Origin of the sequence: Pedobacter sp. AK017 (assembly GCF_014200825.1) — a bacterium.
GTDB lineage: Bacteria > Bacteroidota > Bacteroidia > Sphingobacteriales > Sphingobacteriaceae > Pedobacter > Pedobacter heparinus.
Map to the genome: position 1 here is coordinate 21831 of NZ_JACHCW010000010.1, position 24228 is coordinate 46058.

26 protein-coding genes are annotated in these 24228 nt (G+C 42.0%); 16 read left to right on the forward strand and 10 right to left on the reverse strand.

The genetic code is table 11. From position 1 onward, the window contains the following. Window positions 1–20: 20 nt before the first annotated feature. On the reverse strand, window positions 21–1508 hold the full coding sequence (locus HDC92_RS15100) for a glycine--tRNA ligase (protein WP_183875711.1): 1488 nt from the start codon (window positions 1506–1508) through the stop codon (window positions 21–23). Window positions 1509–1612: 104 nt separating this feature from the next. On the opposite strand from HDC92_RS15100, the gene HDC92_RS15105 reads away from it, so the two are divergent. After that, a complete protein-coding gene (locus tag HDC92_RS15105; protein WP_183875713.1) occupies window positions 1613–2320 on the forward strand; it encodes an ATP-binding cassette domain-containing protein in 708 nt (235 codons plus the stop codon). A 152-nt stretch (window positions 2321–2472) separates the two neighbouring features. Then, entirely contained in the window at window positions 2473–2988 is a 516-nt protein-coding gene (locus tag HDC92_RS15110) for a hypothetical protein (RefSeq protein WP_183875715.1), read from the forward strand. A gap of 73 nt (window positions 2989–3061) precedes the next feature. On the opposite strand, the gene HDC92_RS15115 is transcribed toward HDC92_RS15110, so the two are convergent. Genes HDC92_RS15115 through HDC92_RS15125 form a run of 3 tightly spaced genes read right to left on the reverse strand, consistent with a single transcriptional unit; the run spans window position 3062 to window position 4604 of the window. Then, window positions 3062–3478, reverse strand: coding sequence for a hypothetical protein (locus HDC92_RS15115; protein WP_183875717.1), 417 nt, complete (start codon window positions 3476–3478; stop codon window positions 3062–3064). Window positions 3479–3495: 17 nt separating this feature from the next. Beyond that, window positions 3496–4299: a DUF3575 domain-containing protein gene (locus tag HDC92_RS15120; RefSeq protein ID WP_183875719.1), complete on the reverse strand. Its 804-nt coding sequence runs from the start codon at window positions 4297–4299 to the stop codon at window positions 3496–3498. A 32-nt stretch (window positions 4300–4331) separates the two neighbouring features. Then, window positions 4332–4604, reverse strand: coding sequence for a hypothetical protein (locus tag HDC92_RS15125; protein ID WP_015809048.1), 273 nt, complete (start codon window positions 4602–4604; stop codon window positions 4332–4334). A 270-nt stretch (window positions 4605–4874) separates the two neighbouring features. On the opposite strand from HDC92_RS15125, the gene HDC92_RS15130 reads away from it, so the two are divergent. The 3 genes from HDC92_RS15130 (at window position 4875) to HDC92_RS25340 (ending at window position 7543) form a co-directional block, all read left to right on the forward strand. Next, entirely contained in the window at window positions 4875–5666 is a 792-nt protein-coding gene (locus HDC92_RS15130; protein WP_183875721.1) for a response regulator transcription factor, read from the forward strand. A 119-nt stretch (window positions 5667–5785) separates the two neighbouring features. Continuing rightward, complete coding sequence (locus tag HDC92_RS15135; RefSeq protein ID WP_015809046.1) at window positions 5786–6742, forward strand: hypothetical protein; 957 nt, start codon at window positions 5786–5788, stop codon at window positions 6740–6742. Window positions 6743–6751: 9 nt separating this feature from the next. After that, window positions 6752–7543, forward strand: a complete 792-nt coding sequence (locus HDC92_RS25340; protein WP_015809045.1) for a response regulator transcription factor — start codon at window positions 6752–6754, stop codon at window positions 7541–7543. Between the two features lie 22 nt (window positions 7544–7565). Here HDC92_RS25340 and HDC92_RS15145 read toward each other — a convergent pair whose 3' ends face one another. After that, complete coding sequence (locus HDC92_RS15145) at window positions 7566–8390, reverse strand: alpha/beta fold hydrolase (protein ID WP_183875723.1); 825 nt, start codon at window positions 8388–8390, stop codon at window positions 7566–7568. A 378-nt stretch (window positions 8391–8768) separates the two neighbouring features. On the opposite strand from HDC92_RS15145, the gene HDC92_RS15150 reads away from it, so the two are divergent. The 6 genes from HDC92_RS15150 to HDC92_RS15175 all read left to right on the forward strand — a co-directional run bounded on the left by HDC92_RS15150 (window position 8769) and on the right by HDC92_RS15175 (window position 14420). Next, window positions 8769–9287 (forward strand): hypothetical protein, encoded by a 519-nt coding sequence (locus HDC92_RS15150; protein ID WP_015809042.1) that lies wholly within the window; start codon window positions 8769–8771, stop codon window positions 9285–9287. Between the two features lie 11 nt (window positions 9288–9298). Continuing rightward, entirely contained in the window at window positions 9299–10027 is a 729-nt protein-coding gene (gene gldF, locus HDC92_RS15155; protein ID WP_015809041.1) for a gliding motility-associated ABC transporter permease subunit GldF, read from the forward strand. Beyond that, window positions 10021–11700, forward strand: coding sequence for a gliding motility-associated ABC transporter substrate-binding protein GldG (gldG, locus tag HDC92_RS15160; RefSeq protein ID WP_015809040.1), 1680 nt, complete (start codon window positions 10021–10023; stop codon window positions 11698–11700). The genes gldF and gldG overlap by 7 nt, the downstream gene beginning before the upstream one ends. Window positions 11701–11735: 35 nt before the next feature. Beyond that, the gene (gene dnaN, locus HDC92_RS15165; protein WP_015809039.1) at window positions 11736–12860 is read left to right on the forward strand and encodes a DNA polymerase III subunit beta; all 1125 of its coding nucleotides are present in this window, start codon (window positions 11736–11738) and stop codon (window positions 12858–12860) included. An 80-nt stretch (window positions 12861–12940) separates the two neighbouring features. Next, complete coding sequence (locus HDC92_RS15170; protein ID WP_015809038.1) at window positions 12941–13630, forward strand: DUF4397 domain-containing protein; 690 nt, start codon at window positions 12941–12943, stop codon at window positions 13628–13630. A gap of 97 nt (window positions 13631–13727) precedes the next feature. Then, window positions 13728–14420: a DedA family protein gene (locus HDC92_RS15175; protein WP_183875725.1), complete on the forward strand. Its 693-nt coding sequence runs from the start codon at window positions 13728–13730 to the stop codon at window positions 14418–14420. 8 nt (window positions 14421–14428) lie between these two features. On the opposite strand, the gene HDC92_RS15180 is transcribed toward HDC92_RS15175, so the two are convergent. The 4 genes from HDC92_RS15180 to HDC92_RS15195 are packed head-to-tail and all read right to left on the reverse strand — an operon-like array spanning window position 14429 to window position 19688. Next, entirely contained in the window at window positions 14429–15286 is an 858-nt protein-coding gene (locus HDC92_RS15180; RefSeq protein WP_183875727.1) for a zinc dependent phospholipase C family protein, read from the reverse strand. A gap of 39 nt (window positions 15287–15325) precedes the next feature. Continuing rightward, entirely contained in the window at window positions 15326–17212 is a 1887-nt protein-coding gene (hscA, locus tag HDC92_RS15185) for a Fe-S protein assembly chaperone HscA (RefSeq protein ID WP_183875729.1), read from the reverse strand. Between the two features lie 56 nt (window positions 17213–17268). Beyond that, window positions 17269–18354: a DUF3810 domain-containing protein gene (locus HDC92_RS15190; RefSeq protein WP_183875731.1), complete on the reverse strand. Its 1086-nt coding sequence runs from the start codon at window positions 18352–18354 to the stop codon at window positions 17269–17271. Next, window positions 18354–19688, reverse strand: coding sequence for a dihydroorotase (locus tag HDC92_RS15195; protein WP_183875733.1), 1335 nt, complete (start codon window positions 19686–19688; stop codon window positions 18354–18356). The genes HDC92_RS15190 and HDC92_RS15195 overlap by 1 nt, the downstream gene beginning before the upstream one ends. 102 nt (window positions 19689–19790) lie before the next feature. On the opposite strand from HDC92_RS15195, the gene HDC92_RS15200 reads away from it, so the two are divergent. From HDC92_RS15200 to HDC92_RS15215, 4 genes are read left to right on the forward strand one after another with little or no spacing between them, the layout of a single operon-like run. Continuing rightward, window positions 19791–21125: a DEAD/DEAH box helicase gene (locus tag HDC92_RS15200; RefSeq protein WP_183875735.1), complete on the forward strand. Its 1335-nt coding sequence runs from the start codon at window positions 19791–19793 to the stop codon at window positions 21123–21125. Beyond that, on the forward strand, window positions 21089–21403 hold the full coding sequence (locus HDC92_RS15205) for a hypothetical protein (protein WP_183875736.1): 315 nt from the start codon (window positions 21089–21091) through the stop codon (window positions 21401–21403). The genes HDC92_RS15200 and HDC92_RS15205 overlap by 37 nt, the downstream gene beginning before the upstream one ends. Window positions 21404–21408: 5 nt before the next feature. After that, window positions 21409–21744 (forward strand): gliding motility protein GldC, encoded by a 336-nt coding sequence (gene gldC, locus HDC92_RS15210; protein ID WP_015809030.1) that lies wholly within the window; start codon window positions 21409–21411, stop codon window positions 21742–21744. A gap of 2 nt (window positions 21745–21746) precedes the next feature. After that, window positions 21747–22160 (forward strand): hypothetical protein, encoded by a 414-nt coding sequence (locus HDC92_RS15215; RefSeq protein ID WP_183875993.1) that lies wholly within the window; start codon window positions 21747–21749, stop codon window positions 22158–22160. 8 nt (window positions 22161–22168) lie between these two features. On the opposite strand, the gene HDC92_RS15220 is transcribed toward HDC92_RS15215, so the two are convergent. Beyond that, entirely contained in the window at window positions 22169–22684 is a 516-nt protein-coding gene (locus HDC92_RS15220; protein ID WP_036674726.1) for a DUF421 domain-containing protein, read from the reverse strand. Between the two features lie 83 nt (window positions 22685–22767). On the opposite strand from HDC92_RS15220, the gene HDC92_RS15225 reads away from it, so the two are divergent. Continuing rightward, window positions 22768–24156, forward strand: a complete 1389-nt coding sequence (locus HDC92_RS15225) for a polysaccharide lyase 6 family protein (RefSeq protein WP_183875738.1) — start codon at window positions 22768–22770, stop codon at window positions 24154–24156. The last annotated feature ends 72 nt before the right edge of the window (window positions 24157–24228 follow it).

Sequence of the window (24228 nt, forward strand, 5' to 3'; positions counted from 1 at the left end):
CTCCGAGGAGAAGGTAATTTCTAATCTTTACGAAGCAAGGTCTTCCAGCTCGTTTTACTTGCAATCAGCTCATCCAGGTGTTTAATTTCAATGCGCTGCTGTTCCATGGTATCGCGGTGACGGATGGTTACCGTATCGTCTTCCAGTGTCTGATGGTCTACCGTTACACAGAAAGGCGTGCCAATGGCATCCTGACGGCGATAACGTTTGCCAATAGCGTCTTTTTCTTCATAAATGCAATTGAAATCAAGTTTCAGGTTATCCATAATCGCCCTTGCTTTTTCAGGCAGCCCGTCTTTCTTGGTCAGCGGGAAAATTGCCACCTTATAAGGAGCCAGGCAGGGATGTAAACGCAGCAGGGTCCTGCTGTCTTGTTTATCACCTTCACTCAGGTCCTGTTCTTCAAAAGCATTGATCAGGGTCAGCAGGAACATACGGTCTAAGCCGATAGAAGTTTCTATTACATAAGGCACATAATTGCCATAAGGCTTACCAGCCTCATCCAGGTCATTATCGAAGTACTGCATTTTTTTGCCCGAATATTCCTGATGCTGCGAAAGGTCGAAATCTGTGCGGCTATGGATGCCTTCTACCTCTTTAAAGCCAAAAGGAAATTCAAACTCAATATCAGTAGCGGCATTGGCATAATGTGCCAGTTTCACATGGTCGTGGTAACGGTATTTTTCGGCAGGTGTGCCCAATGCCAGGTGCCATTTCAGGCGGGCCTCTTTCCAATAGGCAAACCATTTTTTGTCTTCACCCGGACGCACAAAGAACTGCATCTCCATCTGTTCAAACTCGCGCATACGCATGATGAACTGTCTGGCAATCACTTCATTTCTAAAAGCTTTTCCAATCTGTGCAATTCCGAAAGGAATTTTCATGCGTCCAGATTTTTGTACATTCAGGAAATTCACAAAAATACCCTGTGCTGTTTCCGGGCGCAGGTATACTTCTTCAGAACCCTCTGCCATGGCACCAAACTGGGTGCTGAACATCAGGTTAAACTGTCGCACTTCTGTCCAGTTTTTTGTACCACTAACAGGACATGCAATCTCGTGCTGTTCAATCAGGGTTTTCAGTTGCTGCAGGTCTTCCGCCTTCAAGGCATCGTCCATATCAGCCTGCAGTTTCGCAGCTTTATCTGTTTTGCCGTCTTTTTCGTAACGGGCTATTTTATCTTCTAGTAACTGATCGGCACGGTAACGTTTTTTAGAATCTTTATTGTCGATCATCGGATCGTTAAAGCCATCTACGTGGCCACTGGCTTTCCATACTTTGGGGTGCATAAATATGGCAGAGTCGATGCCTACAATATTTTCGTGCAGCTGCACCATGGCTTTCCACCAATAGGTTTTCAGGTTGTTTTTTAATTCGGCACCAAGCTGTCCATAATCGTATACAGCACTTAGTCCGTCATATATTTCGCTGCTTTGAAATACAAAACCATATTCCTTAGCGTGTGATATTACATTTTTAAATTGCTCGTCGTTAGTATTCTTTGCCATAATGATGCAAACTTAGATAAAATATTTAATGGTTTCCAGGAATAAGACCTTGTTTTTCCTACTTTTGAACCTGATCTTTTCATTACATCTAAAAATAGAAGAAATTGAGCATTAAGGTAAGCGCATTGGTCAAATATTTCGGTAAACAAAAGGCGGTTAACGGAATCAGCTTTGAAGCCAAGCCCGGCAGAATACTTGGCTTTTTAGGCCCTAATGGTGCAGGTAAATCCACTACAATGCGCATGCTTACCGGTTATACAGCACCCAGTTCCGGAACGGCCAGCTTATCTGGCTATGATACACAGACCCAAAGTATTGAACTGAGACGGATTATGGGATATTTACCTGAAAACACGCCTTTATATATGGACATGTATGTAAAGGAGTTTCTTTTGTTTGTAGCCCATACCTATCAGCTAAAAAATGCCGCACTAAAAGTAGAAGAGACGGTTAAACAGGTAGGCCTTACTGCCGAGCAGCATAAAAAGATTGCCATGTTGTCCAAAGGGTACAAACAAAGGGTGGGCCTGGCACAAGCCATCATTCACGACCCCGAGGTGCTGATCCTTGACGAACCCACTTCCGGACTGGATCCCAATCAGCTCAGCGATATCCGTGAGCTGATCAGGAACCTGGGTAAAGATAAAACAGTGATCCTTTCTACGCACATTATGCAGGAAGTAGAGGCTGTTTGCGACGATGTGATCATTATCCATAAAGGTACTATTGTGGCCAATGCTTCAATTGTAGAATTAAAAAATAAGCACAATACCACCTCCCTTGAAGAGATATTTAAAAAACTGACTTCCTGAGAAAAAAGGTCAACTGCCTGATTTTGTTGGTTTTTGCTATTTAAACAGCTTTTTTGACACAAAAGTGTTAAAATGTTTATAAGTTTCTGTAACTCTTGGCAGTCTTTTTGCGTCAAACGGATAAATCAAATTAAAAATTAAATAGTAAAAAAATGAAAAAATTATTACTACTAACAGCAGTTGCAGGTTTATTTGCATTTTCTAGTGTAAATGCACAAACTAAAGCCCCTAAATTAAGTGTAGGTGCTGAATTCGCTTTCCCAATGGGTGATTTTGGTGATTCATACAATTTTGGTTATGGAGGTTCATTGCAATATCAGCACCCTGTTGCTGCAAATCTATTGGTAACTGGTAGTGCAGGTTTTACTAATTTTCAGTCTAAAGATCTGCCTATCATTGGAAAAGTAAATTATGGCGCTATTCCGGTTAAAGCTGGTGCAAGGTATTATTTTGGTGAGAACTTTTTTGGTGCTGCTGAATTAGGTGCTGCATTTGGTACCAAAAGCGGTAGCTCAACAGCTTTTGTTTATGCACCAGGTATTGGTGTTGACTTCCCTGTAGCTGACAAAGGTTCAATTGAACTGGGCGCACGTTACGAAGGCTGGTCAGCTAACTCAACAACCAGTGGCTTCATTGGTTTAAGATTAGCTTACAACATTGGTCTGTAATTAAGAACAGATGCTATAAAAAGCCCTTCCCGATCATTCAGGAAGGGCTTTTTACTTCCCCTACCTTATTCCCCTATTTCTTTAAGTAAACCGTAGTTTCATAATAATTATTGCCCTCTATTGTCTTTTCATACAAAACCAGGCTGCTGCTGGTTAGGGTCTTTATCTCCATGCCGGCTTCAGGCCAGTCAATCTCACTGTTCGGTTTTACTTTGAGCATTTTATTGTTGATGAGCTCCCAGGTACTTACTTCAATCTTATTTGACCAGGTACTTCCAGAAAACTTTCCATCTGCGTCAAACTGGAAAAAATCACCCGGACCTCCTGTTTCAGTAGAGGTGGTCTTTTGTCCATCCTCAAATTCAACGTAATCTATTTTTTCAAAAAACCATTTCCCGACAATAAGACTATTGGCTTTTTCATCTTTCTTGCAGGAACTGATTGTGCTGATTGTAATTAATGCAATCAGTATTGTTAAAGCGCTTCTCATATATATATGTTTAATTGTTAAAATGCTATTCCCAGACTTAATCCACCTCTCAAACCAATCAATGGCCCATCGGCCTTAGCATTTACGCCTTCATTGGTAACTGTTGCTGTTAAATATTGCTTGCCGCTTATTTCAACTTTTGATTCCAGTTCATTTTTAAGGTCTGCCTTCTCCTCTGGGGTCATGGTACTTAAATCAGCCAATGCATCAGCATTTCCTTTCGACTTCCCATAATGACCACCAAAATAGAAGTCAAGTGCCACACGTTTGGCAATAATGAACTGTGTACCCAGCAGCAAACCTCCGCCAAAGCCCGTAATTTTTGATTTTACAGGTAAATGATAAGTTTTGGAATTGGTTTCATAATCATAAGCATAATTGATCTTTGTATCGTTGTACCTGCCGTATAAGGCAACGTAAAAACCCCTCGCACCAGGATGGCTCCCTGTATAAAAACGAAATTCTGCCGTATATGCCTTGTTGGCAGCTGTAATTTTGTCAAAATCATTTTTAATGTCATCTTCTTCATCCAGCAATTTTTCTGAAGCTTTTTTGATGAGTGGTAAATCTGAAAGTTTGTTTTCAGACATGGTATTGTAACCCGCGACAAAGCTGATTTTTTTGGATAAGAGTCGTTCAAAGCTGAAATTATAACTTTTAAGTGCCAACCCGCCAAGGTTTAGTTTAACCAGGTTTTTTCTGTAGGATACAGGGGCTGGTTCAGTCGGACTTGACTGGGCATTTGTAATAACAGGGTACAGGCACAATAGGGTTAGGCCTAAACCAATAATGAATGGTGTTTTTTTAGTGTGAGTAAACATGGTTTTGAGTAATTATTTATGCAAATGCCAGATTATTTTTTAACTGAAGCCGCTTCAACTTTAGGTTCTGATTCTGATTTAGGTGCTGGTTTATAAATTGCCCCAGTAGCAAAATCTACAATAAGGCCAGGCCAAAAGATTAGTGCATCTGCAATAACGGCAACAGGTCTGACCTTACGTGCCGGTTCTCCTTCTTTTGGTTTAGTGCGCTGTGCGCTGGTTACCTTGCCCCCAAATATGGTAGCGCAGCTGGATAGCAGACATGCTAAAAAAAATACTGATAAATAGTTTAACTTTTTTTTCATCGATTTTATTTTAAGTAGTAAATTATGTGTGAATTGCTAGCAAAACTATAATTTGGTTAATCGGTGATCAATAGCTATTTCTTGCCATTTTATGTTTGTTTCATAAATGTCAATATTAGTGGGGTGCTTAAAAATCTATTGCTAAATATTTTTGATGAATTATACTTTTTTTATTTGGTAATGCTGTTTTTTATGTTGTATTATTAATTTAAGCTGTGTATATTCGTTAGTGTCTCCCTAACATTCTGCTATACATCGAATTAACACGCTATGAGAATTAAAAACAGGCCAACCTGGCTTGATTATCTGGACATCATGCATGGTAAGCTCTGCGAATCCGAACAATTAAATTTGGCTGATTTTGATAACTTTATAAAGGCCAATAGTTTTGCGCATTCATTTTTTCAGCACAGCATACCCTTTGTTTATTTGTTAAATTACAGAACTGGTTTATATGTCAACATGTCTGAAAACTTTGCAGGGTATGAATCCGGATGTTTTTTAAATGAAGGCATCAATCATACCTTACAAATACACCAACGTGACCATTTGAGGCTGTTCAACCAGGAAATATTTCCGGACAGACTGGAGTTTTTGAAAAGCATCCCCACATCAACGCATAAAGATTATGTGTTTTCATATAATACCGCAGTTAAAAACAGGAAAGGTGAAGACGAACATTATCTGCAACGCAATTCCTTTTTATCTGATGGGGTGGGCAACCTCATATATAGCATGGGAATACTGATCAATATAACTCATTACAATGATAAAAACACTGTTTTCCAAACCATTGATAAAATTGATCCCGAGGGGTTAAGCAGCTGCGAAACCATTTATAAAAAGGCATATTTTATAAATGAGGAAGACAGGTTTTTTTCTAAACGTGAAAAAGAAGTATTGCTGTGGATGGCTGAAGGCTTGAGCAGTAAAATGATAGCAGAAAAAATGTTTGTTAGTGAGCATACCATCATCAGTCACCGCCGCAATATGCAGGATAAGACCAATACGCCCAATGCCACTGCTTTGATAAGCTTTGCGCTAAAAAAATCGATCATATAAATACGAGTTAAACCTATCCGGAAAGGAATAGAAAAATGACAAGAAATTACTATATGCTGTATACTGTTTTACTGGTAATTTTATTATCAGGAATAACAGGATATAAAATTAATTAAAATATGATGAGGTCATTTGGATACGCTTTTTTATGTGGTCTAATCGCCCTGTCGGGCTGTAAAAAGTCAACTTCTCCGGAAGATGAAACCCCGGTAAATGAACGTCTGGTTAACAGAATAACCCAGAAAGAGCTTGGTGCTACACCATCGGTGCCCGGAAAGAGCGAATTTATTTTTTTGTATGATGCCAGCAGCAGGCTGATAAAAGTTACCAGCAATTTAATTGAATTGCCAGCTGGTGTTGTTGCGCAAAGCAATGGACAGTACGACAGTTATGAATATAACGGGGCAGGTTTGCTCAGTAAGCGTAATTTGTACCGTTTTAACCTCAGCACACTCGTTTTGGAATTGACCCAGTATGTTGAATATACCTATGACACGCAAGGCCTGCTCAGTAAAGCCACAAGTTTTACACGCCGGCAGGGACCGCCAGATGGCAGTCTTATTTTCAGGCCAGGTGCTTATGATTCTTTCCGTTATAATGAGCAGAAGCAGCTGCTGGAACAACAATCTTTTATTGTTTCGGGCTATGATAACCTGAACAAAGAAACCTATCGGATAATGAACATATATCGCTTCCAGTATAATGCTGCAGGGAATATAGCCAAGCGAAGTACTTATACTGAAGCGGGGCGGGCAGTTGAAGAGATTGCATATAACCAGTACGACACCAGGAAAAATCCTTTTTACAACCAGTTTATTGCCATTTCCGGACTGCTGTCCTTTTCCACTGATAAAAATCATCCTTTAAACATCGGCATCACTACATTCACCAGTGATCTTGGTGCTCCCGACCTGACCAGTACACGAAAGTTTAGCATCACCTATGCAAATGATGATTACCCTGTAGCAATTAAAGAAGAAAACATTTATAAAAGCTATGTCACTGCTCCTGGTAGTAATACCCCGGTAGTCCAAACTATAAATAAGGCTTACGACTGGACATTTGAGTATAAATAAACTTTGACAATGAAAGGAAAAAACAAGCAAACCTGGCTAAGCTATCTGGAATCTGTCAAAAGCAATGTTTATGATTCGGAAGAATTTCAGCTTACTGGTTTTGATGATTTTATAAATGCCAATGGATTTGCACAATCTTTTTTCCGCCATAGCGTGCCTTTTGTTTACCTGTTGGATTACAGAACAGGGTTGTACATTAATATGTCGGAAAACTTCGCAGGATATAAATCGGAGTGTTTTTTAAAAGAAGGGGTCAGCCATACCCTCGAGATCTATCAGCGGGATCATCTACAGCTTTTCAATAAAGAAATTTTTCCTGACAGATTAAATATCCTGCAAAATATACCACCAGAAAATCATAAAAATTATGTATTTTCTTATAACTGGTGTGTAGAAAACAGGAATGGAGCATCTGAAAAACTCTTGCAGCGAAGTTGCTTTTTATCTGATAAATCAGGAAATCCAATGTTCAGTATGGGCATGCTGATCAACATCAATAATTTTGGTAATGAATTGCCCATTGTTCAGACTGTAGATGAAATTAACATCAATGGTACTGCTGCCCATCAAACCATCTATAAAAAAGTTTATCATTTAAATGAAGAGGATAAACTATTGTCTAAGCGTGAAAAAGAAGTTTTATTGTGGATGGCTGAAGGACTGAGCAGTAAACTGATTGCAGACAAGTTGTTTATCAGTGAACATACGGTAATCAATCACCGAAGGAGCATGCAGGATAAAACAAATACCCCTAATGCCGTTGCCCTGGTTAGCTTCTGCATCAAAAATGGATTGATATAAAATCTTCCGGTTGCCCGAAAAATTAAATGAAAGTCGCGGCTGCATAATCAGCCAGTAATTTATTGAATTCTTCCGGGCGATCGGACTGTACCAGGTGGCTGGCTCCGGGAATCTTAAAAACGGTGTTCTGCCATAGTTTAAATGGTGCATCATCTAAATAATCGGGATTTATAACCTGTTCGTCTTTTCCAAAAATGACCAATGCAGGTTTGTCAACTGCATGGATCAATGCAATCTGATCGTTGTATTTTTGTTCCTGGATACTGCCGCTCAATGATGATCTGAAGGGCAACTTTACCTGATAATAATCTGTCACAAATTCTTCCACTACCGATGCATCACTGTTGCTCATCACCTGTGAAGCATATAACCTGACTTCGTTTTGCGGAGCTTGTTCTGTAAAAACTACTGCAACATTTGTATCAGGATAAACAAAACTGTCGAGCGTATATTTTTCTCCGATAAGGCAGCTTCCTGCAAGTACAATTCCCGCAGGATGGAGACCGAAGGCCAGAGATTCAGCCATTATATTCGTTCCCAGCGATAAAGCAACCAAAATGTAAGGACGATCTGCAGTTAAGACTTTAATGGCAGCAGCCACAATTGCCCCCAAACCTGGTATGCTGTAATCTGCACCTGGATCAGCTGAAGCTCCAGAATCACCATGTGCAGGTAAATCTATAGCAATTAACCTGTATCCCTGTAACCTTTCACTGCTCAACTGTGCCTTCCAGGAACGGGAAGAAACCGAGTTTCCATGGATAAAAAAGATGGTGTTTTGAGCAGTGCTGTTTTTTTCAAGATAGGCTAGTTTACAATTGGCAATCGTTATGAATTTTTGTGTCATTGGTCAGGAGAGAATAGGTTGGTTTTTGCCGGTTTAACTATCGAAGTATATGTATATCAATGTTAATCAAAAAAATCTTTATTCATATAAGCTTTTTTAATATTATTCATTTCAGGATCACTTTTTTTTTGCAGTTCATAAACAGAAAGTGATCAGAACCCATAATAGAAAGATGCAACGGCGTTTCATAATTTAAAAGCTATTGGGCAAAGGTATTTATCCATTCTAATCGCTGAAATAGTTAATTCTTGTCATTTTCCCTTACACTCATGATGTCCTCTCTTGCTTTATCTTGATATGGACTTGAAGAAACTAATATCCTAATTTTTGTTATGCTAGCTATATTTTATAATATTGCATCATTCAAAATAATCACGTGTGAAGAAAATATTATCAATAGCTATTGCATGCTTTTTTACATGGAATTACAGCCTGGCACAAACAAATGGCAACGAATCAAAAATTGGACTTGGCCTGGAAGCAGCCTTTCCGGTAGGGAATTTTAAAGACATCGCCGACTATGGAATTGGTGTTTCACTGCTTTATCAGAAACCGGTTGCCAAAAACCTGATCATTACGGGTAATGTTGGCTACATCAGGTTCCAGGGGCCGGCTGTTTTCTCCAATATTAAATATAAACAGGGTTTTGTACCTATAAAAGCTGGTGCAAGGTATTTCATCATACCGCATGTTTATGTTGCCGGCGAATTGGGGATATCCATCTCTACGGCCAATGGCTATGGTTCGGGAACCTCCTTTACCTACGCTCCAGGTCTGGGCGCAGAATTCCCGGTATCCGGGACAGGGACTATAGATATTGGGCTGCGTTACGAAAGCTGGTCCAGAAGTACCGGCACTTTGTCTTTTCCTGGTTTAAGGGCAGGTTATAATTTTTAAGGAACAGGTGCATGTACGCAGTTTTTAAACGGGAATTGTTCAGCTTGCTGAATTCGCTGATGGCTTATATTACGATTGGTATTTTTTTGCTGGTCTCGGGTTTACTGCTTTGGTTCTTTCCTGATACCTCTGTACTGGAATATGGCTATGCAGAGCTGACCGGTTTTTTTAGCCTGGCACCTTTCTTATTTATGTTCTTAATTCCTGCGGTTACCATGCGCTCCTTTGCCGAAGAAAGAAGGGAAGGTACTTATGTTTTGCTGGCTACCAGGCCCGTAACCGACTGGCAAATTGTGCTTGCCAAGTATTTTGCCTGCCTGATATTGCTGCTGTTTGCCCTTATTCCTACACTAATCTATTATTTTACAGTATCGCAATTGGCCTTGCCCAAAGGAAACATCGATGCCGGGGCAGTCATTGGTTCGTACATTGGTTTATTGCTGCTGGGGGCTGCATTTACAGGGATTGGTATTTTTGCTTCTTCCATTACCAAAAATCAGGTGATCGCTTTTGCTGTAGCTGCATTTTTGTGTTTTATAGCCTATATTGGTTTTGATGCCCTAAGCCAGTTGTTTAGCCTGAGTTATTTTGAAAATGTATTTCAGTCATTGAGTGTAAATGAACATTATCAGTCCATAAGCAGGGGGGTGCTGGATACCCGGGACCTGGTATACTTTATCAGTTTTATACTTGTGTTTTTAGGGGCGGCAAGGTTAGTGATAGGAGGGCGGAAATGGTAAAACTTAAAAAATACCAGAGCAGAGCAGTTATTTTTGTATTGCTGCTCCTGTTGCTCAACATCGTTTCGCAGTTTGTATATACCAGAATAGATTTTACCAAAGAAAAGCGCTTTACGCTGAACCCTAAAACAACATCGATCTTGAAAGATGCCAGTAAGCCCATCCTGATTACCGTTTTTCTGGACGGAGAACTTCCGGCTGCTTTTAAAAGATTGCAGCGTGCTGCAAAAGATCTGCTGACCGATTACAGGGCATACGCCGGAACAGACATCAAAATTGTATTTGCCGATCCGATTGACGGCTTATCAGCAGCGGAACAGGATACAGCCATCAACAACCTGTATCAGGTAGGTATAGAGCCTACCAATCTGAACATTAAAAATGACAATGGTTTTGCGCAGAAGGTTATTTTTCCGATGGCCATGGTCAGCAGTGGTGATAAGCGCTTTCCGGTCAGACTGCTCCAAAACCTCAATCCCAGTGGCAGTTATGAAGAAAGTATCAATCATTCCATACAGAACCTGGAATATGTATTCACTTCGGCCATTCAAAAGGTGCTGACCGGCGAACATCCCCGGATAGGTTTTACCGAAGGCAATGGCGAATTGTCTGATCCGGAGCTGCAGGATGCCATCAAAAGCCTTTCAGATAGCTATGAAGTGGGTAGGGTAAACCTTGACCTGATTGATAAAAATGGATTGGATAAACTGAATACGCTGGTTATAGCCAAACCTCAAAAAGAATTTACAGAAGTACAGAAATATAAGCTCAATTATTTTGTAATGAAGGGCGGCAGTGTGGTATGGTGTATAGATCAGGTGGGGGCCAACCTGGATAGCTTAAAAGGTGCCGGGGAGCAGCTGGCCTTTAACCGCAAGCTAAACCTGGACGATATGTTGTTTATGTATGGTGCCAGGGTAAATTATAACCTGGTTGCTGATGCCAACTGCACAGAGATCCCCCTGGCAATGGGCGGAGGACAAGGGCAGATCCAGCTGGCTCCATGGGTCTATTATCCTTTACTGATGCCTGATACGGCCAGTGCCATCGTAAAAAACATAGATGATGTAAAAGCAGAATTTGTAAGTACGGTAGATACGATATCGGTAAAAGGCATCAGCAAAAAGATCATTCTGCATACCTCGCCATTTAATAAAGTTTTTAATGCACCCAAATTGCTGTCGCTCCAGATGGTGGCCGAGCAACCCGACCCCCGTGAGTATGCAAGTTCTCCAAAAGCTGTTGCAGTACTGTTGGAAGGGAATTTTCCTTCTGTATTTTTAAACAGACCTGTACCGGCGGGGATCATTGAAAATTATGGGCTTCCTCCTGTTGGCAAAGCCAGTAAAATGATTGTGATTGGTGATGGTGATGTTTTTAAGAACCAGGTAAGCAGCAGGGATGGCTCTGTTTTTCCATTGGGTTTTGACCGTTATACCGAAAAGAGTTACGGAAATAAAGCGTTGTTGTTAAATGTTGCCGATTATTTGTGTAATGCCGACAATCTGATCGCCCTGCGCAATAAAGAGGTTAAAATCAGGTTATTGGATAAGGGGCGTTTGCGTGCCGAAAAGCTGCAATGGCAGCTGATTAATTTAATTGGACCTTTACTATTGTTAATATCGTTCGCAATTTTTCAACATTATTACCGTAAACATAAGTATGCAAGGTAATTTTTATATTTTTGAGAACTGACTAGATCATAACTATGAGATTTATTGTATCCACATCAACGCTTTTAAAACATTTGCAAACAGTTAATGGTGCATCAAGCAGCAGTACTGTTTTGCCTATACTGGAAAATTTCCTGTTTGAGATTAAAGATGGAAATTTAACGATATCTGCTACCGATCTGCAAACCAGCATGACCACTTCTTTGCCTGTAGAATCCAAAGAAGGAGGTAAAGTTGCGGTTCCTGCAAGAATATTACTGGACACCTTAAAAACACTGCCCGATCAGCCAATTTCTTTCAATATTGACGATAGTACTTTCTCTATCGAGATCAGCGCGGGCGACGGTAAATACAAATTGAGCGGAGAGAACGGGGATGATTTTCCTAAAATCCCGGTTGTTGAAAATGCTTCATCTGTAAACCTGCCAGCTTCTGTTTTAACTGAGGCCATTACCAAAACAATTTTTGCTGTCAGCAGCGATGAACTTCGGCCGGCTATGACGGGTGTTTTTTGTCAGCTTTCTGATCAGCACATCACTTTTGTAGCTACAGACGCACACAAGTTGGTAAGATACAGGCGTATGGACAGTAAAGCAGATAAAAGTTCTTCTTTTATTTTGCCTAAAAAAGCCCTAACCCTGCTAAAGGCGGCTTTGCCTTCTACTGACATCAACGTATCTGTAGATTACAATGCAACCAGCGCTTTCTTTAAATTTGAGAACATTAACCTGGTTTGCCGTTTGATTGACGAGCGCTATCCTGATTATGAGGCGGTTATTCCTGCCAACAATCCAAATAAACTGGTTATAGACAGGGCTTTGTTCCTGAATACCCTACGCAGGGTGGTTATTTTTGCAAACAAAACCACGCATCAGGTGAGGTTAAAGATCAATGGCAGCGAATTAAATATCTCTTCTGAAGACCTTGATTTTGCCAATGAAGCACATGAGCGTTTGAGTTGCCAGTATGAGGGTGAAGATCTGGAAATTGGCTTTAATGCTAAGTTTTTAATAGAGATGCTGAGCAATTTAAGCGGCGAAGAGGTGACATTAGAGCTATCTACACCAAACCGGGCCGGCTTGCTGATCCCTCAGACCAATGATGAGAACGAGGACGTCCTGATGCTGGTGATGCCGGTTATGTTAAACAATTACAATTAATTTATAAACAAAATAACGATAAATGGCTTGGTTTTTGACCGAGCCATTTTGTTTTTGACCGATTTAAAAAAAATAAAGATATGAAGAGAAAATTTTTATTATCATCGAAGGCCTGGGTAGCCTTTGTGATTGCTGGTGCCGGTTTAATGATTTCAATAGCTTCCTGTAAAAAAAGTGACCCTACACCAGAACCGGTTGGGGAAGCGAGGGTGAGGTATGTAAACGCTGTAGAAGGATCTGCCTCGCAGGATTTGTATGTAAATAATGCTAAAAAAACAACAACTGCCGTAAGTTACGGGAACAACTCCGATTACCTTGTTTTTACTTCTGGTACAAATACGTTTGCATCTGCTGATGCCGGTGCTACCACGGCGAACGCCAGTGCACAGGGAGGCGTACAGATCGGAACTTACCTGACCGCCCTTTATTATAAAACAGCTGATGGAACGATTGCTTTAGGTGTGTTTGCAGATGATTTAACTACTGTTTCAGGAAAAGCCAAAGTAAGGTTTGTCAACATCAATGGCTTTTTAGCAAATAATATTGCAGTAGCTGTTACAGGCGGGGCAAATCTGATCCCATCTGTAGGCTATGCGAGTCTTTCGAATTATATACAGGTTGATCCAGGTACTAAATTTACCCTATCAGCTGCTGGTGTAGTAACCGCGCCTGTTGTTGATGGTGCGCTTCAGGCCGGTAAAAATTATACCATCTGGGTTGACGGAAGTTCTGCTACTGAACTGAGAGGACATGTGATCCTGCAAAACTAATTTTACAAACCTGTTATAAGTAATTATGACAATTCTATTCTTAAAAATATCATGGTTATTGCCATGATATTTTTATTTTTGGGCTTAATTTACGAGAATGGAGTTTTTTAGCTTTTTAGTTGACTTCCTGCTGCACATTGACAAGCACCTGGAAGAGATCATCAGAGATTACCAGAACTGGACATACGCCATTCTTTTTCTCATCATTTTTGCCGAAACCGGTTTCGTTGTTACGCCATTTTTACCAGGTGATTCCCTGCTGTTTGCGATGGGCGCACTCATTGCCGGAGAAAATACCGGATTGAGTATATGGGTAATGATGTTATTGCTGATTGTGGCTGCCATTCTGGGTAATTCCTTAAATTATAAACTCGGCAGCTTTTTTGGCGTTAAAGTATTTAAAGAGAACAATAAGATCCTTAAACTCGAATACTACAACCAGTCGCACGAGTTTTTTGAAAAACATGGTGGCAAAGCCATTATATTCAGTCGTTTTTTACCAATTTTCAGAACCATAGCCCCTTTTGTTGCGGGAATTGCAAAAATGCCTTTTGGCAGGTTTACCTTGTTTAATGTAATCGGTGGAGTAGCCTGGATTTCCAGTTTGCTTATGGCCGGCTATTTATTGGGGCAGATACCTGTGGTTAAAAAGAATTTTGATATCGTAATTGTGGTAATTGCAGTAGTCACTTTCTTTCCGGCTATATTTGCTGCCCTAAAATCAAAGTTTAAGAAAAAGGCTTTACCGGTTGCTGAAAATACTGTAAAAGAAGAAGAGCAGGTCTATTGATCCAGACTTTACAGTAATGGCTGTCCGGCATCAACCCATGCCGAATACCAGTAGGAACCTATACTATGTATAGCTGCGCGCATTTGTCGTTCTACCATGTGGTTCATCCCATCGTGAAATGCTTTTGAATAGGCCAGGGAGTACTGTCTGCCAACCTGGTTGTTCCTTTCCAAAAAGCTGTATTTCCGGTGTGCCGGAAAACGGGCATTGAGCCTGGCTTCGAAGGTAAGTACGGTATCTACCATTTTATGGGTATGGGTAATGATTTTCCAGGCCTCTTTTAAAGGGCTTTCGATGTATATAGCCTGTCCAACCACATAATTATATTTTTTTGCAAACAGCTCAGGTAAACGGCTTTCCCAGAAGGCATGTATGCCCAACTGGTTACTGAGTTGGCCATTGTGGTTTTGCGTGGTGTGTAAAGGTACATGTGCATCGGCCAGGTAATGCCCTAAATAGGCAGAATAAATAAGTATTTTAAGCGAGTCGCGGTCCCTAAGGGCATCTACCAGTTTATAATAACTTTTCTGGATTTGCCAGGGTAAAATGCCATTCTGGTTTAGCCGGACCAGCCCATATCTTTTAACAGCTTCCTCCCATTTTCTTGGAATACTGTCTATATGTGCTTCATACAATTCTACATCGAGGTAATGCCTTGCGGCCTCTGCGGTATCTGCATATCGCCTTTTATCGGGGTCAACGGCATGGTCGCTCAGGTAGCTGATGTTGGCCTTATAAAAACGGTTTAAGCCTGCCGGAAGTGTAAAGACCGCCAGCCTGTTGATGCGGATATGCGCATAAAAGCCCCAGGAACTACATAGTATAAAAAGCGCCAGCAGGCCTGCAATAAGAAATGTCCTTTTCATTACTGTAAACCTATATACAATAGTGTATTCGCTGGTTATTTATTCGATACTTTTTCCTTTCATGGCCGAAGAAACGGCCACATCCATTACCCGTTCGGCAAAAGGACGTGTAAATTCGTTCAGTTCATCTGCTTTTTTAAGGATATCATCTTTTTCGGCCTTGCCCAGGGCAGCCTGCAAAGCACTGATGTATGTTTTTGTAGCGGAAATTTCTTCAGCTGTAAGGTATACGGCATGTTTTTCGATAAAACGTTCGGCAGTATATACCAGTTGTTCCCCTTCGCTGCGGGCTTCGATGAGCATACGTTGTTCTACATCACTTTTGGCGTGGGTAATGCTGTCTACCAGCATTTTTTCTACGGCATCATCTGTTAGTCCGTAACTCGGTTTAATGTCTATTTCCTGCTTTACGCCCGAGCGGAGTTCTATAGCCTGTACCGTAAGTATGCCATCTGCATTGAGCAGGAAATTGATATCTACCTTTGGCAAACCTGCCGGCATGGCGGGGATACCTTTCAGGTCAAATTCGGCTAGTTTCCTGTTTTCCTGTACCAGATCGCGTTCACCCTGGAAAACAGAGATTTTCATGTTTACCTGTCCGTCCACCGATGTGGTATACTGGCGGCCGGCCTTGGTAGGTATTTTGGCATTTCTGGGGATGATGACGTCCATTAGGCCGCCCATGGTTTCGATGCCCAGGGACAGCGGGGTAACGTCCAGTAAAAGGATGTCGGAACGGTTTCCGGCCAGGATATCAGCCTGTATGGCTGCACCAAGTGCAACTACCTCATCCGGGTTGATCTGGTTCTGTGGCTGCCTGTTAAAGAAAGCTGCTACCTGTTTTTTCACATAGGGCGTACGGGTAGAGCCCCCAACCAATACCACTTCATCAATTTCTGCTATAGTGAGTTTGGCGTCGCTCAGTGCCTGTTTACAGGAATTGATGGTTTCGGCAACCTTAGGAGCAATAAGCTGTTCAAATGTTTGCCTGTCTATACTGCACCAGATTTCTTCCGTGTTCAGTTCAGCAGGCTGGCTTTTGGCGAGCTTTTCATTATACAGGTTTTGTGTGGTCAAAGCTTTTTTCGCTTCTTCGGCTTTCAACCTTAAACCCTGCATTAAAGCAGCATTTGTTGCCAGTTCTTCTGTATTCAGTTTATTTTTTTCTATCCAGTAATGTACAATGGCACGATCAAAATCGTCGCCACCCAAAAAGGTATTTCCGTTGGTAGACAATACTTCAAAGATCCCGTTTTGTATAGAGAGTATGGAGACATCAAAAGTTCCGCCACCCAAATCATATACCGCAATTGTTTTTTGCTGGCCGGGGTCGAGGCCCAGGCCATAAGCCAGACTGGCAGCGGTGGGTTCATTCACAATCCTCAGCACATCCAGGCCTGCCAAACGGCCGGCATCGCGGGTTGCCTGGCGCTGACTGTCGTTAAAATAAGCGGGCACCGTAATTACAGCCCTGTTTACCGGAGTTTTTAAGGCATGTTCTGCGCGGGCTTTCAGTTCCTTTAAAATCTCGGCCGATAATTCTATTGGTGTATAAAAGCGGTCGGCCGCTTTGATTTTCACCAGCGAGTCGTTCTCGTCATCAATAATTTTATAGGAAAAGGTATCCTTATGGCCGGCTACATCTTTATAAGAGCGGCCCAGTAAACGTTTTACGGAGAATATGGTATTTTCCGGATCGGTAGTCAGGAATGCTTTGGCTTCATTACCTACAAGCGCATCGCCCTGCTGGTTAAAATGTACCACAGAAGGAACCAGCAAGCCCTTTCCGGTATCATTGATCACCACAGGGTTTTTATCCGGATTGATAAAAGCCACCAGGCTGTTGGTGGTGCCCAGATCGATGCCAACAATAATTTCTTCTTTTTGCAGTGAGCCTGTTGCCAGGTTAATGGATATCTTTGCCATAGTGGGGCAAATTTAACAATTGTTTCGGGGCTTTTTTGTTGGATTGTTGCAATGTTTTAGGGCTGCTGCATTTTATGAAGCTCTCTTTTATGCAAGTTGTACAGCCATAATACAATATCCTGGTAACTATCAGTCCCTTTTGGCTGGTTGTTGAGTTTCAGAAAACGGTCGAAAGCCAGTCCAAAATACAGGAACATATCGCTGTTATATTTCTGCCAGAAATCCCTGTCGTTCTGAATGTCTTTTAAGGTTAGCGGATTAATCGTCTTATACAGGGCTTCGTAATCTTCTGCTGATTTGATCCTGATCTCGAAGAGGATACTTTTGAGCATGTTATAGGCTGCAGAATAACGGAAATCCGGATTTTCACTGTTGATGGCAACCAGATAGCCTACCAGGTTGGCCTCATCTTCGCGTGCTACACCCAGCTGGTGGGCAATTTCATGGCAACTTACAAAAGGAAGTGAGGTTTCGGGCAGGCGCATGTTGATGTTCGCTTCGCCAGAAAGCGGGTTGTAATAGCCCTCTATGCCTATTTTAGTCACCACCCAACTGTTCAATACCGGCTTTACCGCCGGAGAGCGGTAATTGAAAAAAGCATTTTTCCGGCGCATTTTATCATAAGCCTGTTTGGCTTCAGCTTCCAGCTGAGCAGTGGTATAAGCGGCCCTTTTGAGGTGTTGAAGGTCATTTAACCGCGCAATAAAGTATTTACCCAGTAATACCAGCTCTTCGGTGTTGTATTTTTCGTTGCTGATGCCCAGCTGCCTTGCTATGGGGATGCGTGAATAATTTAGGCCCCATAAAACTTTAAAAAACAGGTATAATACAAGTATAAAGTTCAGTACCTGTAAAGGGACATGCAGCCTATCGCTTTGCTGTAAACGTTTCTGTATTATTTTTTTATAAAAGCGGTATAGGGAACGGGCTGTATACAAGATGAGCAGCAGGTACAAAAAATCGCCGAGGGCGAATGGGAATATCCCGCTTATAAATCGCTGTATGACTGAGGTGAGGCTGTAAAATCCTTCTGAATACAGGGATTCTACCAGCCGGGGGAAAAACCCAAAAACATACACCAGTGCCGATAGGGCAAAGAGCAGTATAAACTTTTTAAGCGTGTGTTTATGAGCCGTATTCATCAGCGGTTAAAGGCCAGTCGTTTGCCGGTTTCCTGGGTAGTGAATTTCCCTTTCTGATAAGCAAGGTTGCCGGATACAAAGGTATGGGTAACTTCGGCTTTGAAGGTTTGCCCTTCAAAGGGCGACCAGCCGCATTTGTACAGTACGTTCATTTTGGTTACGGTAAAAGGATCGTTCAGGTTTACCAGCACCAGGTCGGCCCAGTAGCCTTCCCTGATAAAGCCCCTTTTATCGATATTGAAACATACTGCCACATTGTGTGCTGTTTTTTCGGCAATCTGTACCAGCGATATTTTACCCTGGTGATACATTTCGAACAGTGCGGGCAGTGCATGCTGTACCAGTGGGCCGCCAGAGGGGGCCTGTAAATAAGGCTGTTCCTTTTCTTCAATGGTATGTGGGGCATGATCAGTAGCAATGATATCGATATGGCCGTCCAGTACCCCTTTCAGGATACCTGCTTTATCTGCAGCGCTTTTAACAGCGGGGTTCCATTTGATCCAGTTTCCTTTAACCGCATAATCATGATCGTCGAACCATAAATGATGTACACAGGCTTCAGCGGTTATTTTTTTATCTGCAAGTGGTGTTTTATTGTCAAATAGTGCAACTTCCCTTGCCGTAGAAATGTGCAGGATATGGAGACGTGTATGGTACTTTTTGGCCAGTTCTACAGCCATTGAAGAGGATTTATAACAGGCTTCGGCACTCCGGATCAGCGGGTGCATAGCTATGGTGATATTTTCTCCGTATTTTTCTTTATAAACGGCAAGGTTATGCCGGATAGTCTGCTCATCTTCGCAATGCGTAGCCACCAGCATGGGCGCTTCTTTGAAGATGGTTTCCAGTACCTTTTCATTGTCTACCAGCATATTGCCTGTAGAAGAACCCATAAATACCTTAATGCCGCAAACGTTTTTAGGGTCTGTTTTTAATACTTCGTCCAGGTTGTCGTTAGATGCACCCATGAAAAAGGAGTAATTGGCCAGCGACATTTCTGAGGCAATGGCATATTTATCGGCCAGCAGTTCCTGTGTAAGTGTATTGGGTACTGTATTTGGCATTTCCATGAAAGAAGTAATCCCGCCGGCAACAGCGGCCATGCTTTCCGAAAAAATATCTGCTTTATGGGTTAGGCCCGGCTCACGAAAATGCACCTGGTCGTCTATCATTCCCGGAAAAAGGTGCAGGCCTTCAGCATTGATCTCCTGATGGGCCGCAATATCAATGTTTGGGGCTATTTTTTCAATAAAGCCGTTTTTAAGTAGTACATCGGCTACAACAATCTGGCCTTCGTTTACTACAGAGGCTCCTTTTATAAGAATGGTGTTCATGCGCTCAAAATTAGAAAAAACTTATCCAAAAATCTTCTTTGGCATAAATTAATAAACCCTGCGGGGCGGCAGCACTAAATAAATTTTGTCTATTTTTGCAAAATGGCCAAGAAATTCGAGGACTTTAACCTTAACCGACAGATCTTAAATGCTGTAGCTGATGCCGGGTTTACCGAGGCTACACCCATACAGGAAAAAGCAATTGCACCCGTATTGTCCGGACAGGATATTTTTGGCATTGCCCAAACCGGTACCGGTAAAACAGCCGCTTATGTATTGCCCATTTTGATGCAGCTGAAATATGCACAGGGCGATGCCGCACGTGCGCTGATCCTGGCCCCGACAAGGGAGCTGGCCATGCAGATTGCGGAGCATGTGAAAATGTTTGCTGCTTATACCGATCTGCGTTCGGTAGTGATATTTGGCGGCATAGGCCCTAAAACACAGATCGAGCAGATCAAAGCTGGCGTAGATATTATCATTGCTACGCCGGGCAGGTTCCTGGATATTTATCTGGCGGGGCACATCAACACACAGTATTTAAAATTCCTGGTATTGGACGAGGCCGATAAAATGATGGATATGGGCTTTATTGGTTCCATACACCGCATTTTGGAAGTGGTGCCCCGTAAAAGGCAAAACCTGCTTTTCTCGGCTACCATGAGTAACCTGGTGCAGAAGATAGCGGGCGATTTTTTAAAGAACCCCACCATTATAGAGGTAGCAGAACAAGCCACCCCGGCAGCAACGGTTACCCAAACATTGTATGAGGTACCCAACTTTAAGACCAAAATCAACCTGTTGCAGCACCTGATGAAAAATGATGAGGAATTTAAGCGCCTGATCATTTTTTGCAAGACCAAAACTGTGGCCGATAATATTTATAGTTTTATTACACGCCGTTTTGGAGAGGATGCGGTAAGGGTAATCCATGCCAATAAGGGACAGAACACGCGCATCAACTCTATCAATAATTTTAAGGAAGGCAATATCAGGGTATTGGTGGCAACGGATGTAGCTTCGAGGGGGATTGATGTTTCGGAGGTGAGCCACGTGATCAATTTTGACGTACCGATCATCATTGAAGATTATGTACACCGCATTGGCCGTACGGGCAGGGCGTATGCTAAAGGCGATGCCCTTACTTTTTGCAGTCCGGCCGAGAAATATTACATTCAGAAAATAGAAAAACTGATCAGACAACAGATTCCTGTTGTACCTTTGCCCGCTGAAGTTTTTGTAGAAGAAACACCTTATGATGAAAAGCAGGCCATTGCCCGTGCAATTGACGACCAGAAACGTAAGGATGATCCGGATTTTAAAGGTGCGTTTCACGAGAAAAAACATGCTGCCGCTATAGCTGCAGCTGCAAGAGAAAAAAACAGGGACAAAACACCTGCATGGAAGAAAAAGAAGTTCAAAAAGAAAAGAATGTAAAGCTGAGGCTGACACCGTTAAATATTGTTTCGGCAGTTTTTCTGGTGATTGCAGTGTGGTTGCTGCTGGAGGAAAAGAAACCCAGGGGTACGGCCATGTATATTGATATTTCGGGCATACTTGTTGGCTTTAGTTTTTTGATTGCCATTATCTGTTTCGTGTCGGATCAGATTTTCAGGAAGTTTGTGCCAGAGCTTAAAAAAATATGGATATTGGAGTGTTTTTTTGTAGTCATTACCATTCTTTTGATTGTCGTTATTAAAATCAGTATATATTAAAACAGATGAAACAAGCAGAAATAAAAATTACAGTTCAGTTAGACGATAACAATGTACCCGATAATATCCTTTGGGAATCTACAGATGCAGAAACACAGGAGCAGGTGCCTGTAAAATCTATGATGCTGGCGCTGTGGGACCATAACTATAAAAATTCTATGCGGATTGACTTGTGGACCAAAGATATGCCTGTTGATGAAATGAAGAGGTTTTTTTATGAGACCCTGCAAACTATGGGCGACAGTTTTTTAAGGGCTACAGGTGAAAACCTGATTGTGGAAGACCTGCGTGATTATTGTGCGCATTTTGCGGATAAAATGGGGATCAATACCAAGGGCTAGTGATGAGGACACAGGGAATTATAGGGGCGGCGATCATGGCTATTGGTGGAATGTGCCCGCTGGTACGCGTTCCGATTTTGGGCAACTGGAATTATTTTGACCTTGACCAAACACTGGCGATTACTTTTTATGTTATGGTGCTTGTGGGTTTGATCGGTGCATTTACCACTAAGGCTGGTCTGGTTAAATTTGCCGGCTGGGCCGGAATTCTATTGGTAGCTATAACCCTAGCCGGAGTGTATTTTAAAGCACACGATTCTTTCGGGTTTTTACATTTTAAAAAGGCAGTGAACTTTGCTGCTGGTCTGGTTAAATATAAATGGGGCTGGTTTGTAATTCTTGCCGGGACATTTATCCTGATCACGGTGAGAAAACCGAAGGCGGTAATTATAGCGCAGGGCGATATGATCGCTTAATTAAAAGATCAGTTCAGGTCGCCCAGCGATTTGTGTTTCCTTTTGCGTTTATACTGGCTCTGCTTCAGGTTTTCATCGCCACTGATGATGCTGATGTTGCCATCTGCTTCCATAATGGCCAGTTTTACATCTTTGTATTTCTCTACGCCATGCTCGCGGATGGCCTCACGTAATTCTTCATTTGTAATTCCCAGTTTACTGAGCATTGCAAAATCCAGGTTGCCATTATGGATCAGGATTTCAGGTTTTTCTGTAAGCAGATTTCTGAACCACCTGCTTTTGAACATTACCTTTTTAAGTATAAAGTTTAGTGTAAACAACACGGCGGCTGCTACCAGTCCGCCTGCCAGACTGGTATTGTTGCCTACCATAGCATTCTGAACTGCATTACTGATGAGTAAAATCAATACTACATCTGTGGTGTTCAGCTGTGAAAGCTCTTTCTTTCCGGTTAAGCGGATGGCAAGAAGCATGAAAACATATACTGCCAGGCTCCGTACGATAATGTCTAAATATTCTGCCATAATCATACAATAATAGGAATATTTAGCTGACAATAAATAAATAAAGAACAGCTAACTTCATCAAATATTATAACCTTATTTAGATGATGAAGCGAATCTTTACTTTTATACTATGTCTGTTTACCTTTGGTATTGCTACTGCAGGCTTTGCAGGTACAATTACTGTTTCTTCTTTGCCGGAATTGCAGGCGGCTATAGATAAATCGGCAGCGGGTGATGTCATCCTGCTTAAAAACGGCGTTTATACCAGTACGAACGATATTGTTGTGAGAAAAAAGGGTACAGCAGCAAAGCCCATTACCATTGCAGCAGAAAGCATTGGCGGAGCAGAAATTACCGGGGCAGGGGGGGTAAAAATAGCAGGGCCATCGGCTTATATTGTCATCCGTGGTTTTAAATTTACCCATTTGTCCGGCAAGGCCGAAACCGGCGAAGGGTCCAGTTTTTGCCGCTGGACCAGGAATATTTTTGAAACTACCGGAGAGGGAAATTACCTGACTGTTTTTGGCAGCGACCAGCAGATTGATCACAACACCTTTCAAAATAAAAATGCTTTAGGAAAATTTATTGGGGTGAGGGGTACAGGTAAACAGATTGCCGAGCGTTTATGGATCCACCACAATTACTTTCATAATTTTTCGCAGCAGCGGGGCAATGGTGCCGAGGCTGTACAATTTGGCCTTAGTGGATTTAGCCTTTCTTCCAGCAACAGCATTTTTGAATATAATTTATTTGAAAACTGCGAAGGCGAGAACGAACTTTTATCCGTTAAATCGTCAGCCCTAACCGTACGTTACAATACCATTCGCGATTGTAAGGCACAGCTTACCCTGCGCCATGGTAATTTTAATCAGGTATATGGCAATTATTTTAACAATACACCCGGTATCAGGATTTTTGGCGATGACCATATTATTTACAGCAATTACTTCGAAAACTGCAATTCGGCCATTAACATTGGCAACGGTGGGGCAGAGGTAGCCGATGGGGCACCTTTAACTTCCCACGACAGGCCAGACAGGGTTTTAATTGCCTTCAACACACTGATCAATAACAAAAGTAACATCACTTTAAATCCGAGAAGCCCGATAGGCCTGGGGGCAACCGCTGTTACCATTGCCAATAACCTGATACAGGGGGGCGATGAAGCAGCTTTGATCAAGGGGCCATATGTTAATTCTAAATGGGAAGGTAATGTGATTTTTAATGTTAAGGGGCCGGGCAATATCCCGGAAGGTGCTTACAGGACAATTGACCCTAAGCTGCAGCGTGATGCAACAGGTACTTACCACCTTTCTGCCGCAAGTCAGGCTTTAAAGGCTACAGGTAATTATCCGGCAATTGCCTTTGACATGGATGGACAGCCTTGTAAAATGCCTTTACAGGTTGGGGCCGATCAGCCATCAACAGCGCCGGTTAAAGCAAAAATTTTAACACCAGCTATGGTTGGGCATACTGCAGACCTGAAATAGCAAACAGGATTACTAAAAAACGGGAGCAGGAATGATTATTCCTGCTTTTTTGTTTTGATTTAAATTATCTTT